Raw genomic sequence first — 16736 nt, forward strand, 5'->3', positions numbered from 1 at the left:
GGCAGCGGCGCCCCGTCCGGTCCGGTCGTCACGTCGCCAAAGGTGTCCAGGCCAAGTTCCAGCGTCTGCGTCATCGGATCTCCATGGAATCTCGCGCCACGACCTCGTCGCGACGCCTCGGGGAAGGTTGAATGTTCGACACAGATGGTGTTGCAGTTCGGTGCGGCAATGGCCGGCGTTCCGACGCATCGCGGTTTGCTTTAAGAGGCGGGGGCTAAGGGCGAACGCCTATTCGGACGTTCGCGGATTGAATTTCACCGGCGACGGGCCCAAGTCGGGGGCCGCGACGACGAAGTTGAGGCGTGAGGACAGCGTGGGCTCGACCACCGTAAATGACGAGGTCGGCCTGGTCCGCCAGGCTCACGCCCTGACGGCGGACCTGACCACGCCCAGCCGGGCGTTCTACTGGGCGGACCTGATCCTGACCGCGACGGCCGCCTGGGGCGGGCTGGGGCTGGCCGCCACGACACGCAGCCTGCCGGTCGGCGTCGTCGCCGGCTTGGTCAGCCTGCTGGCCCTCTATCGCGGCCTGAGCTTCATCCACGAGATCAGCCACCTGCGCCCCCGGGACGTGCCGGGCTTCCGGCTGGGCTGGAACCTGCTGGTCGGCGTGCCGCTGATGACGCCGTCGATGATGTACGAGGGCGTGCACAACCTGCACCACGCCAAGGACCGCTTCGGCACCCCTCGCGACCCCGAATACCTGCCGCTGGGCCGTTTCTCGCAAGCCAAGCTGGCCGGCTTCGCCCTGATCTCGCTGCTGGCCCCGCTGGGGGTGATCCTGCGCTCGGGGGTCCTGATCCCGCTGTCCTTCGCGGTCCCGGCCGTGCGCCGCATGGTCAGGACCAAGCTGTCGGCCCTGGTGATCAACCCCGACTTCGTGCGCGAGGACAACGACAGGACCCGTCCCGACTGGCTGGCCCAGGAGATCGGCTGCTGGCTGTGGTGCTGGGGCGTGGCGGCGCTGACCGTGGCGGGCGTCGTGCCGCTTCGGGTGGTGGCGACCTGGTTCGCGGTGTTCTCGCTGGCCACCTTCGTCAATCAGCTGCGCACCCTGGTCGCCCACTACTGGCACAACGACGGCGAACGGATGAGCTTCGAGGCGCAGTTCCTCGACTCGGTCAACGTGCCGCCGCCGGCCCTGCTGCCGTTCCTGTGGGCTCCGGTCGGGCTGCGCTACCACGCCCTGCACCACCTGCTGCCGCGCCTGCCGTACCACAACCTCGGCAAGGCCCATGCGCGGCTGTCGGCCCAGATGGCGGCGACCTCGCCCTATCATCGGGTCGAGGAGCGCGGCCTATTCGTGGCGCTGGGAAACCTGTTCCGGCGGGCGGGCGAGGCGAAACCGGACCTAGGCGTCGCGCCGGACGAGGTTGAGCGTCAGCGCGTTTGACCGCTCGCCCGTCGGCAGGGTCCGGCTAAGGGCCCAGGCCGCGCCGGTCAGCGACAGGGCGATGGCCAGCATCGTCCATTCCAGCTGGCTGCCGGGCGCCGCCAGGACGCGCGGCAGGTGCAGCAGCAGCACGAAGGTCCCCATCATCGCCGCCAGCAGGGTCGCCGCCAGCCGCGACAGCACGCCGCTGACCAGGGCCAGGCCCGCCGCGAGGTGGCCGCAACCGGTCGCATAGGCCCAGAACAGCGGGAAGGGGATCCAGGCCGGCACCATGGTCGCGGTGAAGGCCGCATAGGCGAAATGGCTCAGCCCGAAGACCAGCGCGCAGGCTCCGAACAGCAGCCGAGCCGTCAGGCGCAACTTGGCGTCGGGCGATGGCGCGAGCATCGCGAACAGCGCCAGTCCGCCCATGGCCAGGGCCAGGATCTCGGCCACGCCCAGCCAGGCCGCGACGCTGGTGGGCTGAGCGATGATCAGCGGACCGTGCAACAGCACGACCCAGACGGCGTAGATCGCCGCCAGAACCGCCGAGGCGATGCGCGCCGTGCGCCGCCAGAGGACGCCGGCGCCCAGCAGCAGCAACGCCGCCGCGCTGAGCGCGGCGAGGATCGCATGGCCGGGAAGATCCTTGGGAACCGGCTGCCACTGCAGCGCGAAGTCGCCGAAAACCAGGCCGATGACGCCCAGGGCGATCGCCCCCAGGCCATAGAGAACGCCGTCGCGGTGCATGAACCCTCCCGGCCGGTCGCGGCCGCTGCAAGGGGGCGAGCTTGGCGTAGCGCCCTATCGATGACTTGGGGTTTGTTGCGCTTGTGCGATCACGGCGGGCGCGTTCAAATGACGGTTCCTGGGCGGAGGTGAAGGCTTGTTCCGCGTCGAGACCAACGGCCCCGCCTTGCCCAGCCGCGCCGGCCTCTACGGCGCGGGCGAGGCGCGCTGCGCGACCGGGGCCTCCGCGCCGATCGAGAAGTGCTACGCCGGGCCGGCGGTCGGGGTCGTGGTGTCGGGGACCTTCGACTACGCGGCGCGGTTGGGGCGGACGCGGGCGGCGCCCGGATCGATCCTGTTCGGCAACGCCGGCGAACCGTTCCAGTGCCGCCATCTGGATGCGGGCGGCAACCGCCGGTCGGTGATCGTGTTGCGGCCGGACCTGCTGGCCGAGATCGCCAACGACTGCGGCCTGGACGACGCCGACTTCGCGGTGTCGGCGGCGGCGCCGTCGCGCGAGGCCGCGCCCCTGTACGGCGCCGTCCGCCGGGCCGCCGCGGGCCTGCGACTGGCCGACGAAGAGGTGATCGACCTCGCCGCCCGCGCCCTGACGATCGGCCGGCGATCGCGGGCGTTGGACGCGACCCCGGCGGATCGGCGGCGGATCCTCGACGTGGTCCGTCACCTGGACACCGCCTATGCCGACCCCTGCGGCCTGGAGACCTTGTCGGCGATGAGCCAGTTCAGCCGCTTTCACTTCATCCGGCTGTTCCGGGCCGTGACCGGCGAAAGCCCGCGCCAATACCTGATCGGCGTGCGCCTGCGGGCCGCCGCCGACCGGCTGACCGACACGGCCGAACCGATCACCCGGATCGCGCTCGACATCGGCTTCAACGACATCTCACATTTCAACATCACGTTCCGGCGGGCGTTTGGTCTGTCGCCGCGCGCCTGGCGCCGTTCGGCCTAGAGCAAGTCGCGCGATATAAGAATCGCGCGACTTGCTCTAGGTTTTTGTTTTCGCATCGTTTTTGCGGAAAACCGGTATCCACTTTTCCGTACGATGTTCTAGCCCGCGAGGTCGCGCACCACCGTCTCGCACAGCCGGTGGGTCTGCAGGGCGTCCAGCGCCGACAGTCGCCGGCCGTCGCGCACCGCCTCCAGGAACGTCTCGCACAGGCCCTCGAAGCCGCGCTGACGGCCGACCGAGGTCCAGTCGCCGCGACGGGTCAGCTGGTCTTGGGCGCCCTGGTCGACGACCTGGGACAGGTCGATGATCCGCCGCTTGGCGCCGCCGCCCGAAACCTCGAGCGTCTCCTCGTTCGCGCCGCTGGCCCGGTTCATGATCCCCAGGGCGTCGCGACCGCCGCCGGACAGGTGCAGCACCACGTGCTCGAGCAATCCGCCGACGATCCGGCCGTGGACGCCGATCCGGTCGGCGCCCGGGGCCAGGAACCGCAGGGTGTCGACCACATGGATGAAGTCGTCGAACACCACCCGGCGGGGCTCGTCGGCCTGGCCCGCGCGATTCTTCTGCATCACCGTCAGCGGCGCGCCCAGGGCGGCGGCGTCGCGGTAGGCCGGGGCGTGGCGACGGTTGAAGCCGACCGCCAGCGACACGCCACGGGTCTCGGCCAGGTCGACCAGGGCCTCGCTCTCGTCGCCGGTGTCGGCCAGGGGCTTGTCGACCAGGGTCGGCACGCCGGCCTGCAGCAATTGCCGGACGAGGGCCGGATGGGCCGCCGTGGCCGCGTGGACGAAGGCGCCGTCCAGGCCCTCGGCGAGGGCGGCGTCCAGCGTGGCGTGCAGCCGCTCGACCCGCCAGGCGGCGCCCCATTGCGCCAGGGTGTCGGCGTTGCGGGTGACGAACACCAGCTCGACGTCCGGGCGCGGACCCAGGACGGGCAGGTAGGCCTTTTGGGCGATGTCGCCGAGGCCGATCATGGCGATGCGCAGGGTCATGGCTTTCCGATCGTGGCCAGCAGGTGGTCGGCGAGGGCGGCGGCGTCCCAGGCCTCGGCCCGGGGCGCGGTGAACAGGGCGGTCCCGTCGAGGAAGGGGGCCAAGGCCTGGGCGGTCTGGGCCAGGTCGGGGGCGTCCCGGCTCTCGCTCATCACCACCGCCGCCACCGACGCCTTGGCGGCGCGCAGGGCGACCAGGGCGGTCAGGACGTGGCTGATCGTGCCGAGGTACGAGCCCGCGACCAGCAACGCCGGCGCGCCGAGCCTGGCGATCATGTCGAGATTGGTGGCGGTGTCGGTCAGCGGCGACATCACCCCGCCGGCTCCCTCGACCAGCAGCAGGCCGTCGCGGGTCTCGGCGGTTCGGGCCATGGCGTCGATGACCATGTCGTCCAGGCTCAGGGTCTGGCCTTCGAGGCGCGCGGCGATGTTGGGCGACAAGGGCGCGCGGTAGCGGCGCGGGGCGATGCGGAACACGCCAGCGGGATCGCCCAGGGCGGCCGCCAGCCGGGCCGGGTCGCTGCCGGCGGCGTCGGCCGGGTCGAAGCCGCTGACCACCGGCTTGAAGGCGTCCACGGCCGCGCCCCGGGCCTTCAGGGCGCGGATCAGGGCGCAGGTGACATAGGTCTTGCCGATGTCGGTGCCGGTCCCGGTGACGAACAGGGCGGGCATCAGCGCGCCTTGATGTAGGGACGGACCAGGGCGGCCAGGCGGGCGACCTCGGCGTCGGGATGTTCGGCGCTGAAGGCGATGCGCAGGCGGGCCGCGCCGTCCGGCACGGTGGGCGGGCGGATGGCGACCACCAGGAAGCCTTCGGCCTCCAGGGCCTTGGAAGCGTCGAGCGCGGCCTGGGCCTCGCCGATGATCACCGGCACGATCGGGCTGGTCGCGGGGCGCAGGCCGACGGCCTTGGTAAAGGCCTGGGCCTTGGCCAGGGGCAGGGCGGTCAGGGCGGGTTCGGCCTCGATGACGTCGAGCGCCGCCAGGGCGGCGGCGGCGGCGGCCGGCGGCAGGCCGGTGGTGTAGACCAGCGTCCGGGCCCGGGTCTTGATCAGGTCGACCACGGCCTGCGAGCCGCAGACATAGCCGCCATAGGACCCCAGGGCCTTGGACAGGGTGCCCATCTGGAACGGGATCTGGGCGTCGGGGAACAGGGCGGCCGAGCCGCGGCCGTCGGCCAGCACCCCGACCCCGTGGGCGTCGTCCGACAGCAGCCAGGCGTCGTTGGCTTCGCAGACCGCCGACAGCCAGTCGAGCGGCGCGATGTCGCCGTCCATCGAGAACACCCCGTCGGTGGCGACCAGGGCGTGGCGGGCGCTGGCCCGGTGCTCGGCCAGCAGGGCGGCCAGGTGGTCGGTGTCGTTGTGGGCGAAGGGGATGATCCGCGCGCCCGACAATTGGGCCCCGGCCCAGATGCAGGCGTGGGCCAGTTCATCGACCAGCACGATGTCGCCCTTGCCGGCGAAGGTGGGGATGACCCCGGCATTGGCCAGGTAGCCCGAGCCGAACACCACGCAGGCCTGCGTGCCCTTCAGCCGCGCCAGCCGCGCCTCCAGCTGCCACAGCAGCGGATGGTCGCCGGTCACCAGTCGCGAGGCGCCGGCCCCCGCGCCGTGGTCGGCGATCGCGGCCTGGGCGGCGGCCTTGACCTTCGGATGGTGCGCCAGGCCCAGATAGTCGTTGCAGGAGAACGACAGCAGTCTGCGCCCGTCGCGCTCGACGAACGCGCCGGCCAGGCGCTGGGTGGGTTTCAGCCGGCGCAACAGGCTGGCGGCTTCCAGGCGATCCAGCTTGTCACCGGCATAGGTGTCGAGGCTGTGCATGAGGGAGTTCCGTTTGCGACGCGACGCCGGAGGGCATAGGCAGTGCGCCCCCGCCGCGCAACGAAGGATCGCGCCATGACCCAGGAAAGCCCCGACTGGCTCGTCGCCGGCGCCCCCCATGTCTGGCGGCCCTATTGCCAGATGAAGACCGCCCGGCCGCCGCTGCCGGTGGTGGCCACGCGCGGCTCGCGGTTGGTGCTGGGCGACGGGCGCGAACTGGTCGACGGCCTGGCCTCGTGGTGGACGGCCTGCCACGGCTACAACCACCCGCACATCGCCGCCGCCGTCCGCGACCAGCTGGAGCGCATGCCGCACGTGATGTTCGGCGGCCTGGCCCACGAACCGGCCTATCGCCTGGCCCGGCGGCTGGCCGACCTGCTGCCCGGCGACCTGAACCACGCCTTCTTAGCCGAGTCGGGCTCGGTGTCGGTCGAGATCGCCATGAAGATGGCGCTGCAGTTCCATATCAATCAGGGGCGGACGGGACGCACGCGGTTCCTGTCGTTCCGCGGCGGCTATCACGGCGACACCCTGGCGACGATGACCATCTGCGACCCGGAGGAGGGCATGCACAGCCTGTTCTCCGGCGTGATGCCGTCGCAGGTGATCGCCGACCTGCCGGTCGACGCGGCCTCGGAGGCGGCGCTGGACGCTCTGCTGGCCGCGCGGGGCGGAGAGATCGCCGCCATCCTGACCGAGCCGCTGGTCCAGGGCGCGGGCGGCATGCTGTTCCATGACCCGGAGGTGCTGCGCCGCCTGCGCCGGCTGGCCGACAAGCACGGCGTGCTGCTGATCTTCGACGAGATCTTCACCGGCTTTGGCCGCACGGGCGACCTTTTCGCCATGCAGGCGGCGGGGATCGAGCCCGACATCGTCACCCTGTCCAAGGCCCTGACCGGCGGGACTCTGCCGCTGTCGGTCGCCGTCGCCTCGACCCGGGTGTTCGAGGCCTTCTGGTCGGACGACGCGGGCGCGGCCCTGATGCACGGCCCCACCTATATGGGAAACGCCCTGGCCTGCGCCGCCGCCAACGCCTCGCTGGACCTGTTCGAGGACGGGGCCTGGCGGGCCGAGGTGGCGCGGGTGTCGGCGACGCTCGCCGAAGGGCTGGAGCCGTGCCGGACCGCGCCGGGCGTGGTCGATGTGCGGGTGCTGGGGGCGATCGGGGTGGTCGAGTTCGACGGCCCGGTGGCGGTGGGCGCGCTGTGCGACGCCTTCGCCGCCGAGGGGGCCTGGATCCGGCCGATGGGCAAGGTCGTCTACCTGACCCCGGCCTTCACGACGCCGGACGTCGACCTGGCGATCCTGACCGCCGCCATTCGCAAGGTGGTCGGCGCGGGCGGAGGCGCCAATACACTTGAAGCGCCGGGCGGGGTCTGATCCAAGCGGGGCCATGTCTTCCAACAGCCCCCTTACCGGCCTCGAGCGCCTGGCCATCCTGGCCATCATCCTGGTCTGGGGTCTGAACAACGCCGCCGCCAAGGTGGCGACCGCGCAGCTGCCGCCGATGATGGTCGGGGCGCTGCGGTTCGGCCTGGCCCTGGCCTTCCTGTTCCCGTTCATCAAGCCGCCGTTCCCGTCGTCCAGGCGGCTGCTGGTCATCTGCCTGCTGTCGGGTCCGATCCATTTCGGCCTGATCTATGTGGCGTTCGGCATGGCCAAGTCGCTGAGCCCGCTGGTGGTCGCCACCCAGCTGTGGATCCCGTTCACGGCGCTGTTTGCCTGGCGGATGCTGGGCGAGACCATGCGGCCCCTGGCGGTCGGCGGCCTGGTCGTCGCCTTCGCCGGCGTGGCCTGGATGAGCCTGGACCCGCACGGCGCGGCCGACCTGCCGGCCATCGGGCTGGGCGTCATCGCCAGCGCCTGCTGGGCGGTGGCCACGGTGCTGGTGCGCCAGACGCCGGGGGTGAAGCCGCTGAAGGTCCAGGCCTTGACCGCCCTGGTCGCCACGCCGGTGCTGTTGGCCATGACCTTCACCTTCGAGCCGAATGTGGTCGAGCGGGTGAAGACGGCGGCGCCGATCGCCTGGGCCTGCGTGGCCTTCGCCGGCGTCGTCTCGACCATCGGGGCCAGCGCCCTGCTGTTCTGGCTGGTGCAACGGCGGGAGGCGGGCCGGGTGACGCCGTACTTCCTGCTGACGCCGCTGGTGTCGTGCACCATCGGCGTGGTGTTCATGGGCGACGCTCTGTCGCCGCAGCTGGTGATCGGCGCGGCGGCGACCATGGCCGGCGTGGCGCTGGTGGCGTTGACGGCCAAGAAGGCCGTGCCGGTCGAGGGCGAAGCGACCTAGACGCGCCGTGGAACGGACGGGGACACACACTCACGGCGCGGTCTGTGGCCGTTCGCAAAGATTTGAGAGTGAGTGTGTGTCCCCAACTCTACCGCTGACCTACTTCACCACCCCGCACGCCACCCGCGCGCCGGCTCCGCCGATCGGCTGGGTCTTGTAGTCGTCGGGGCTGGCGTGGACGACGATCGACGAGCCGTCGGCGTCCAGCAGGGCTGGGCGGCCGCCGGCCCCGTTCAACGAGACCAGCGGCGAGAACAGCTCGGCGGTCGCCGAGCCGTCGGCGGCGGCGAACAGGTTGGGCAGGTCGCCGTTGTCGTTGCCGTCGGGGTTCAGCAGGCCGTGAACCACGGTGGCGGTCGTGTGGACGTGGGCGCCGGCCGACTTGAAGTCCGGGGTCCCGCAGTCGCCCTTCTCGTGGAAGTGCAGGCCGTGCCAGCCCGGCTTCAGGCCCTTGGCCTCGAGGCGCAGCAGCACCCCATGAGGGGCTTCGGTCAGGGTCGCGGTCCCGATGGTCTTGCCGTCGGCGCCCTTCAGTTCGGCGGTCGCCGAGGTCGCGGCGGCGGAGGCGTTCGAGGCGGCGAGCAGCCCGACGGTCAGGGCAAGGATGGAAATGCGCATGGGGGACTCCGACGTCGAGTTGGGGGCGAAAGGGAGGCGAAGGTGGCGCCGCCGCTAAGCGAATGCTAACAGTTTCCTACGGTTCCGTGTTCGATTCTGACGGCGAAAAATCCCCTTGAGCGATGATCAAAACACTATCCCCGGTGCTCCGGCTTCGCCGGCGCCTCGCGGGGACGTAACCCCCATCAATATCGAGGACGAGCTGCGCCGCTCATATCTCGACTATGCGATGAGCGTGATCGTCAGCCGCGCGCTGCCGGACGCGCGCGACGGCCTCAAGCCGGTCCACCGCCGGGTGCTGTTTTCGATGCACGAGCAGGGCCAGACGCCCGAGCGGTCCTATGTGAAGTCGGCCCGCGTGGTCGGCGACGTGATGGGTAAGTACCACCCGCACGGCGACGCCTCGATCTACTTCACCCTGGTGCGGATGACCCAGTCGTTCTCGATGGGCCTGGTGCTCATCGACGGCCAGGGCAACTTCGGCTCGGTCGACGGCGATATGCCCGCCGCCATGCGCTACACCGAGTGCCGCATGGCCCCGCCGGCCATGTCGCTGCTGGCCGACCTCGACAAGAACACGGTCGATTTCCAGGACAACTACGACGGCAAGGAGCAGGAACCCGTCGTCCTGCCGTCGCGGATCCCCAACCTGCTGGTCAACGGCGCCGGCGGCATCGCCGTCGGCATGGCCACCAACATCCCGCCCCATAACCTGGGCGAGATCATCGACGCCTGCCTGCTGATCATCGACGATCCCAGCGTCACCACCGACCAGCTGCTGGACCTGGTGCCCGGTCCCGACTTCCCGACCGGCGGCGAAATCATCGGCCGGGCCGGCCCGCGCCAGGCGCTGCTGACCGGCCGCGGCTCGGTGATCATGCGCGGCCTGGCCACCGTCGAGGAAATCCGCGCCGGTCGCGAGGCGATCATCATCACGGCCATCCCCTACCAGGTGAACAAGGCCAATCTGGTCGAGTACATCGCCGAAATGGTGCGCGACAAACGCATTGAGGGCGTCTCCGACATCCGCGACGAGTCCAACCGCGACGGCATGCGCATCGTGGTCGAGCTGAAGCGCGACGCCTCGGGCGAGGTGATCCTCAACCAGCTGTACCGCTTCACGGCGCTGCAAAGCTCGTTCGGCGTCAACATGCTGGCCCTCAACCGGGGTCGCCCCGAACAGATGGGCCTGCGCCAGCTGATCGAGATCTTCGTGCAGTTCCGCGAAGAGGTCGTGGTCCGGCGCACCAAGTTCGAGCTGGGCAAGGCGCGCGACCGCGGCCACGTCCTGGTCGGCCTGACCATCGCCGTCGCCAATATCGACGAGTTCATCCACATCATCCGCTCGTCCAAGGACCCGACCGAGGCCCGCGAGCGACTGGTCGCCAAGGCCTGGCCGGCCGGCGACATGCTGCCGCTGGTCGAGCTGATCGCCGACCCGCGCACCGTGCAGGAAGCCGGTGGCCTGATCCGCCTGAGCGACGAGCAGGCCCGCGCCATCCTGGCCCTGACCCTGTCGCGCCTGACCGGCCTGGGCCGTGACGAGATCGGCAACGAGGCGGCCACCCTGGCCGAGGCCATCAAGGGCTTCCTGGACCTGCTGTCGGACCGCGCCAACATCATGGCCGTGGTCCGCGAGGAACTGGTCGAGGTGCGCGACAAGTTCGCCGTGCCGCGCCGCTGCCAGATCGTCGACGGCGACGCCGACGTCGAGGACGAGGACCTGATCGTCCGCGAGGACATGGTCATCACCGTCACGCTCGGCGGCTATGTGAAGCGCACGCCGCTGGCCGCCTATCGCACCCAGCACCGGGGCGGCAAGGGCAAGTCGGGCATGGCCACCAAGACCGAGGACGCGGTCACCCGCGTGTTCTCGGCCTCGACCCATTCGCCGCTGCTGTTCTTCACCTCGGGCGGCAAGGTCTACAAGATGAAGGTCTGGCGCCTGCCGCAGGGCGTCGCCAACAGCCGGGGCAAGGCGTTCGTCAACCTGCTGCCGATCGAGCCGGGAGAGACCATAACCTCGATCCTGACCCTGCCCGAGGACGAGGCCACCTGGGACGGCCTGGACGTGATGTTCGCCACCCGCTCGGGCAGCGTGCGCCGCAACAAGCTGTCGGACTTCGTCGATGTTCGCCGCAACGGCAAGATCGCCATGAAGCTGGACGAAGGCGACAGCATCATCGGCGTTGCGGTCTGCGACAGCAGCAAGGACATCCTGCTCAACACCGCCTCGGGCCGTTGCATCCGCTTCTCGACCGACGAAGTGCGGGTGTTCGCCAGCCGTGACTCGACCGGCGTGCGCGGCGTGCGTCTGGCCGAGGGCGACAGCGTCATTTCGATGAGCGTGCTGCGCAACGTCGACGCCACCCCAGCCGAACGCGCCGCCTATCTCAAGCACCAGCGGGCCATGGCCCGAGCCATGGGCGAAGAGGGCGACGAGGCTCCGGCGGCGGCTGAAGAGGGCGAGGAAGAAGGCGGCGAAGCCAGCCTGACGCCGGAACGCATCGCCGAACTGGGTGCGGCCGAGGAAATCCTGCTGACCGTCTCGTCGGAAGGCTTCGGCAAGCGCACCAGCGCCTACGACTATCGCCGCACCGGCCGCGGCGGCCAGGGCCTGACGGCCCAGGACCTCAGCAAGCGCGGCGGCAAGCTGGTCGGCTCGTTCCCGGTCGACGAGAGCGACCAGATCCTGCTGGTCACCGACGCCGGTCAATTGATCCGGGTGCCCGTGTCGCAAATTCGTGTTGCGGCGCGGAATACTCAGGGCGTAACCATCTTCCGCACGGCGAAGGATGAGCACGTCGTCAGTGTCGAGCGTCTCGCCGAAACCGGCGACGACGATAGTTCGGGCGATGCAAACGAGGCGGATGAGACCTCGTAAGCTCTAGAGATGGCGGCCTTGGGCCCAGGGTAGGGGAAAGCATGCGGATTGGGCTCTATCCGGGAACGTTCGACCCGGTCACCAACGGTCACCTCGACATCATCGGTCGGGCGGTCAAGCTGGTCGACAAGCTGGTGATCGGGGTGGCGGTGAACATCGGCAAGGGGCCGCTGTTTTCCCTGGAGGAACGCGTCGCCACCCTGGAGCGCGAGACGGCGCACCTGACCAAGATCGCCCAGATCGAGGTCCGGCCCTTCGATACGCTGCTGATGTACTTCGCCCGCGAGGTCGGGGCCCAGATGATCGTGCGCGGCCTGCGGGCCGTGGCCGACTTCGAATACGAATTCCAGATGACGGCCATGAACCAGCAACTCGACCGCGAGATCGAGACGGTGTTCCTGATGGCCGACCCGCGCCACCAGGCCATCGCCTCGCGCCTGGTCAAGGAGATCGCGGGCCTGGGCGGCGACGTGCACAAGTTCGTGCCGCCGGGCGTGGCGGATCAACTGCTGGCGAAGCTGAAGAAGTAGGTCCTCCCCCTTTGGGGGAGGTGTCGGCGTAGCCGACGGAGGGGGGAGCGCACGGTCTCGACCGCACGCAGGGTCGCCCATCCCAAACTCCCCCCACCGGCCTTCGGCCGCCTCCCCCAGAGGGGGAGGACCTTCTCCCCAAACTCGCCGGAATCATCGGCTCTAAAGCGCAGCTACTTGTCGTCCGCGTCGCGGCGTTCTACGCCGTCAGACCAGTTCTCTCGGGGATATCCATGAAGCTTGCGTCCATCGCCGCCGTCCTGGCGCTTTCCGCGGCCTCCGCCGCCAGCGCCCAAGCGGCTTCAGACTGGCGGACGCCCAATCCCGACAACGTGCTGGTGTTCGAGACCAACAAGGGCAAGATCATCGTCGAACTGGTTCCCGAAGTCGCGCCGGCCCATGTCGAGCGGGTGCGGGAACTGGCCAAGGCCCACTTCTACGACGGCCTGACCTTCTTCCGGGTCATCGACAGCTTCATGGCCCAGACCGGCGACCCGAAGAACGACGGCACGGGCGGGTCGGACAAGCCGGACCTGAAGGCCGAGTTCCTGTTCCGCCGCGGCGCCGGCTACGCGCCGCAGGGCAAGATCGGGGCGACCGAGATCGGCTTCGTCGGGCCGCTGCCGGTCTACAGCCAGAACAGCGCCCTGGCGGCGATGACCGCCGACGGCAAGGTGGCGGCCTGGGGCGCCTTCTGCCCCGGCGTGCTGGGCATGGCCCGGGCCAGCGATCCCGACAGCGCCAACAGCCAGTTCTTCTTCATGCGCCAGCACTACGCGTCGCTGGAGAAGACCTACACCGCCTTCGGCCGCGCCCTGACCGGCCTGGAAACCATCCGCGCCATCAAGAGCGGCGAACCGGTGGTCGCGCCCCAGGACGTCATGACCACCGTGCGGCTGCTGTCCGACATTCCGGCCACCCAGCGCCCGAGCGTCCAGGTGATGAACACCGCCAGCCCGGCCTTCACCGCCATGGTCGACAAGCGCCGCGCCGAGATGGGCGGAGCCTTCAGCGTCTGCGACGTGACCGTTCCGGTGCAGGTGAAATGATCCGCGCCGCGATCGCCGCTCTGATCGTCGTCCTCGCCGCCGGCGCCGCTCAGGCCGCGCCCAAGCTGTCGGCCCCCAAGCCCTCGGATTGGCGCACGCCGGCCCCGGAGGACGTGATGGTGATCGACACCAACAAGGGCCGGGTGATCGTCGAACTGATCCCGGAGGTCGCGCCCGGCCACGTGGCGCGGATCCAGGAACTGACCCGCGAGGGGGTCTATGACGGCCGCACCTTCTTCCGGGTCATCGATCGCTTCATGGCCCAGACCGGCGACCCGGACAACACCGGGGAGGGCGGGACGAAGAAGCCCAACCTCAAGGCCGAGTTCACCTTCCGCCGCGACGCCGCGACGCCCTTCGTCGCCGTGGCCGCCCCGGCCGGCACGGAGGTCGGCCTGCTGAAGTCCCTGCCGGTCGTCAGCCAGGCCTGGACCTGGGCGGAAGTGACCTCCGACAAGAAGGTCGCCGCCTGGGGGACCTATTGCCCCGGCGTGGTCGGCATGGCCCGCGACGAGGACAACAACTCGGCCAACAGCCAGTTCTTCCTGATGCGCCAGCCCTATCCGTCGCTCGACAAGCGTTACACGGCCTTCGGCCGCGTGCTGTCGGGCCTGGACGTCGTCCTGGCGATCAAGACCGGCGAGCCGGTGGCCGCGCCGCAGGACGTCATGCGGAAGGTTCGCCTGCTGTCGGACATCCCGGCCGTCGAGCGTCGGCGGATCCGCGTCGTCGACACCGCCAGCCCCTGGTTCAAGGCCGAGGTGGCCGCCAAGCGGGCCGCCCGGGGCGCCGACTTCTCGGTCTGCGACATCGATCTGCCGGTCGAAGTCCGCTAGGCGAGAGCGGATCGGATCGCGCGCGGGCGGGTTTCCCGTTACCTGAAAGCGGGCTAGAAGCGCTCGACTCCTCCAAACCCAAGGGATGACCATGTCGGCCGACCTCGAAAACACCCTGATCCTGACGCTCGAAGGCGGTCCGGTCACCATCACGCTTCGCCCCGACCTGGCTCCCGGCCATGTCGAGCGCATCAAGGAGCTGGTCCGCGAGGGCTTTTACGACGGCGTGGTGTTCCACCGCGTGATCCCGGGCTTCATGGCCCAGGGCGGCGACCCGACCGGCACCGGCCGCGGCGGTTCGGCCAAGCCGGACATCAAGGCCGAGTTCTCGAAGGAGCCGCACGTGCGCGGCGTCTGCTCGATGGCCCGCACCCCCGATCCGAACTCGGCCAACAGCCAGTTCTTCATCGTCTTCGACGACGCCACCTTCCTCGACAACCAGTACACCGTCTGGGGCCAGGTGACCGACGGCATGGACCTGGTCGACGCCCTGCCGGCCGGCGAGCCGCCGCGCGCGCCGGGCAAGATCGTCAGCGCCAAGATCGCCGCCGACGCGTAGGACCGTTCAGGTTCGAGACCAGAGAGGCCCCGGGAAACCGGGGCCTTTTTCGTGATCGCCGTCTTGGCGGTCGCGGTCTGGGCGGCTCACCGGCCGAGCGTCACCACGATCGGCCGGTGGTCCGAACCCAGGACGGGGCCGCGCTCGACCTTCACCGTCTTCCAGGCCTTGCCGGCATAGACGTGGTCGATGGGCAGGATGGGGAAGGGGGCCTTCATCACCCGCGTGAAGGCGCCGCTGGGCCAGCTGGCCAGGGCGCGGGTGCGCCGCCGCAGGCCCAGGGCCTGGTCCTGGCGTCTCAGGCTCCAGGACCAGGGCGTGGAATTGAAGTCGCCCGTGACGATCAGGCTGTCTTTCGGAAAGCGCGCGACGGCGGCGGCCAGGGTCCGGCTCTGCCGCTGCCAGTTGCCGGCGGGGATCGGCCAGACGAAGTGGTTGCCCACGACGGTGAAATCGCCGCGCGGGTGGCGCAGGGTGGCCCAGGCCCCGACCAGGCCCCGGCCGTCGCCGTAGAAGCTGTGGCTCTCGACAATCGGCCAGCGGCTGAAGATGCGGGTGTCGCAGCCATATTTGGCGCGACAGGGAATCCCGTACGGATAGGCGCCGCGCAGCGCCCTGACGATCGGCCAGGCGGTCCCGCCGGATTCCTCCATGATCACCACGTCGGCGTTCTGGGCCAGCAGCCAGGTCGCCGTGCCCTCGGGGTCGTGGTTCTCCGCCCAGGCGTTGAACTGGATCAGTTTCATGGTGGCGGCGCCCCTGGCGGGCTTTTCAGGCCGGTCGAGGGTCGAGATCAGTTCCGGGGCCATCAGCGCCACGACCGCCACGACCGCCACCAGCGCTATCCCCGCGATCGCCTTGCGTTCGCCGTCGCGCGAGAAGGCCAGGGCCAGGGCCAATCCGCCCAAGCCGCAAGCCAGCCAGACCGGCGCCCCGTGCGTGAGCGCGTCGAGCTGGTCGCTGAACGCCCCGCCCAGACAGGCCAGGCCGGCGACGGCGGCGGTCAGGGCGAGCATCAGGGCCGTGCCGCGGACAAGGAGGTTGGCGAGGTGCAGGATCAGACGCATGGACTGGCCTTAGCACAGGCGCGTGACGCTCGCCTCGCCCCTACTCGCCGCCGAAGTACTTGAAACTGACGTTGCGGAAATGTTGGTCGCCAACCTGCAGGTCGCCCTTCAGGACGGCCTGGGGCTCGCCCGGTCCGGCGGCCTTGGCGGCCTTCAGCGCGTCCAGGTCGAAGGCGCCGGAGAAGGTCACTTCCCCGACCTGGGGATCGACCCCGTGGAAGCTGACCTCGCCGCCGTCGACCCGATAGGCGGTCGGCATCACCCGCAGCGAGACCGTGTGGTAGGTCTGGCCCAGCTCGTTCTCGGCGGTCGGACTGGTGACGTCCTCGAACGCCATGAAGATCGGCGCATAGGTGGCGGGACGCTTGCCGGACTCCCAGTCGGCGAAGTCGCTGGCCTGGCCGATGTTGAGCGAGATCAACTTCAGGTTCCCGGCCTGGACGACGGCGTCGGTGAAATAATAGCCGAGGCTGTCCAGCCCGGGGTCATGGGCGAAGGTCACCGGGGCGGGCGCCGCGGCCGGGACCGCCGAGGCGGCCGGCGGGGTTTCGGCCCGCTTGGTCTCGGTGACGGGCTTGCAGGCGGCCAGCAGCAGGCAGGCGGTCAGGGCCGACAGGCGGTGGCAGTTGACGATCATGGTTCCCCCCGGATTCAACGTCGAGCGGCAAGATGGCTGCCTGGCAGAGGGTTTGTCCATCAAAGCTTGGTCAGGTCCGCGAAGCCTCGGCGCTTGACCTTACCGCCCCGTCGTGGCCTTGAAGCCGCCCCATGCGCCTATCCGACTTCGATTTCCACCTGCCCGACGAGGCGATCGCCCTGCGGCCGGCCGAGCCGCGGGATTCGGCGCGCCTGCTCGTCGTCCGGCCGGGGGAAGCCCTCGATGACCATGTCGTGCGCGAACTGCCCGACTTCCTGCGTCCCGGCGATGCGCTGGTGTTCAACGACACGCGGGTGATCCCGGCGCGGCTGATGGGCCTGCGGGCCGGTCGCGGGACCGGCGGCGGCGACGGGTCGCCGG

At 70.0% G+C, this 16736-nt stretch carries 17 protein-coding genes; 10 read left to right on the forward strand and 7 right to left on the reverse strand.

The features are described from left to right. Positions 1-313 precede the first annotated feature (313 nt). Positions 314-1393, forward strand: a complete 1080-nt coding sequence (locus tag PMI01_RS05645) for a fatty acid desaturase family protein (RefSeq protein ID WP_162830818.1) — start codon at positions 314-316, stop codon at positions 1391-1393. Here PMI01_RS05645 and PMI01_RS05650 read toward each other — a convergent pair. Continuing rightward, positions 1352-2122, reverse strand: a complete 771-nt coding sequence (locus tag PMI01_RS05650) for a DoxX family membrane protein (protein WP_007665076.1) — start codon at positions 2120-2122, stop codon at positions 1352-1354. The two genes, PMI01_RS05645 and PMI01_RS05650, sit on opposite strands and share 42 nt — an antisense overlap. Before the next feature lie 136 nt (positions 2123-2258). Here PMI01_RS05650 and PMI01_RS05655 point away from each other — a divergent pair, with 136 nt between their 5' ends. After that, positions 2259-3071 (forward strand): helix-turn-helix domain-containing protein, encoded by an 813-nt coding sequence (locus PMI01_RS05655; RefSeq protein WP_007665078.1) that lies wholly within the window; start codon positions 2259-2261, stop codon positions 3069-3071. Positions 3072-3169: 98 nt separating this feature from the next. On the opposite strand, the gene PMI01_RS05660 is transcribed toward PMI01_RS05655, so the two are convergent. From PMI01_RS05660 to bioF, 3 genes are read right to left on the reverse strand one after another with little or no spacing between them, the layout of a single operon-like run. Next, positions 3170-4063, reverse strand: coding sequence for a Gfo/Idh/MocA family protein (locus tag PMI01_RS05660; protein WP_007665080.1), 894 nt, complete (start codon positions 4061-4063; stop codon positions 3170-3172). Beyond that, a complete protein-coding gene (bioD, locus tag PMI01_RS05665; protein ID WP_007665082.1) occupies positions 4060-4734 on the reverse strand; it encodes a dethiobiotin synthase in 675 nt (224 codons plus the stop codon). The genes PMI01_RS05660 and bioD overlap by 4 nt, the downstream gene beginning before the upstream one ends. Next, positions 4734-5885, reverse strand: a complete 1152-nt coding sequence (gene bioF, locus PMI01_RS05670; protein WP_007665084.1) for an 8-amino-7-oxononanoate synthase — start codon at positions 5883-5885, stop codon at positions 4734-4736. The genes bioD and bioF overlap by 1 nt, the downstream gene beginning before the upstream one ends. 75 nt (positions 5886-5960) lie before the next feature. Here bioF and PMI01_RS05675 point away from each other — a divergent pair, with 75 nt between their 5' ends. Further along, positions 5961-7265, forward strand: coding sequence for an adenosylmethionine--8-amino-7-oxononanoate transaminase (locus tag PMI01_RS05675; RefSeq protein ID WP_007665085.1), 1305 nt, complete (start codon positions 5961-5963; stop codon positions 7263-7265). 13 nt (positions 7266-7278) lie between these two features. Beyond that, positions 7279-8175 carry a DMT family transporter gene (locus tag PMI01_RS05680; RefSeq protein ID WP_007665086.1) on the forward strand — a complete coding sequence of 299 codons (897 nt, stop codon included), beginning with the start codon at positions 7279-7281 and terminating at the stop codon, positions 8173-8175. A 99-nt stretch (positions 8176-8274) separates the two neighbouring features. Here PMI01_RS05680 and PMI01_RS05685 read toward each other — a convergent pair whose 3' ends face one another. Beyond that, the gene (locus tag PMI01_RS05685) at positions 8275-8793 is read right to left on the reverse strand and encodes a superoxide dismutase[Cu-Zn] (protein ID WP_007665087.1); all 519 of its coding nucleotides are present in this window, start codon (positions 8791-8793) and stop codon (positions 8275-8277) included. Positions 8794-8908: 115 nt separating this feature from the next. Here PMI01_RS05685 and gyrA point away from each other — a divergent pair, with 115 nt between their 5' ends. The 5 genes from gyrA to PMI01_RS05710 all read left to right on the forward strand — a co-directional run bounded on the left by gyrA (position 8909) and on the right by PMI01_RS05710 (position 14651). Continuing rightward, positions 8909-11677 (forward strand): DNA gyrase subunit A, encoded by a 2769-nt coding sequence (gene gyrA, locus PMI01_RS05690; protein ID WP_035034849.1) that lies wholly within the window; start codon positions 8909-8911, stop codon positions 11675-11677. Between the two features lie 41 nt (positions 11678-11718). Then, entirely contained in the window at positions 11719-12207 is a 489-nt protein-coding gene (coaD, locus tag PMI01_RS05695; protein ID WP_007665089.1) for a pantetheine-phosphate adenylyltransferase, read from the forward strand. Between the two features lie 233 nt (positions 12208-12440). Continuing rightward, on the forward strand, positions 12441-13256 hold the full coding sequence (locus tag PMI01_RS05700) for a peptidylprolyl isomerase (protein WP_007665090.1): 816 nt from the start codon (positions 12441-12443) through the stop codon (positions 13254-13256). Then, the gene (locus PMI01_RS05705; protein ID WP_007665092.1) at positions 13253-14092 is read left to right on the forward strand and encodes a peptidylprolyl isomerase; all 840 of its coding nucleotides are present in this window, start codon (positions 13253-13255) and stop codon (positions 14090-14092) included. The genes PMI01_RS05700 and PMI01_RS05705 overlap by 4 nt, the downstream gene beginning before the upstream one ends. A 91-nt stretch (positions 14093-14183) precedes the next feature. Continuing rightward, positions 14184-14651: a peptidylprolyl isomerase gene (locus tag PMI01_RS05710; RefSeq protein ID WP_007665094.1), complete on the forward strand. Its 468-nt coding sequence runs from the start codon at positions 14184-14186 to the stop codon at positions 14649-14651. Positions 14652-14737: 86 nt separating this feature from the next. Here PMI01_RS05710 and PMI01_RS05715 read toward each other — a convergent pair whose 3' ends face one another. Together PMI01_RS05715 and PMI01_RS05720 are read right to left on the reverse strand one after the other, a co-directional pair. Next, a complete protein-coding gene (locus PMI01_RS05715; protein ID WP_007665096.1) occupies positions 14738-15718 on the reverse strand; it encodes an endonuclease/exonuclease/phosphatase family protein in 981 nt (326 codons plus the stop codon). A 40-nt stretch (positions 15719-15758) separates the two neighbouring features. Further along, positions 15759-16355: a hypothetical protein gene (locus PMI01_RS05720; protein WP_007665098.1), complete on the reverse strand. Its 597-nt coding sequence runs from the start codon at positions 16353-16355 to the stop codon at positions 15759-15761. Positions 16356-16486: 131 nt separating this feature from the next. On the opposite strand from PMI01_RS05720, the gene PMI01_RS05725 reads away from it, so the two are divergent. Further along, on the forward strand, positions 16487-16736 hold a 250-nt coding region (locus tag PMI01_RS05725; protein ID WP_007665100.1), incomplete at its 3' end, for an S-adenosylmethionine:tRNA ribosyltransferase-isomerase.

The organism is Caulobacter sp. AP07 (assembly GCF_000281955.1).
Lineage (GTDB): Bacteria > Pseudomonadota > Alphaproteobacteria > Caulobacterales > Caulobacteraceae > Caulobacter.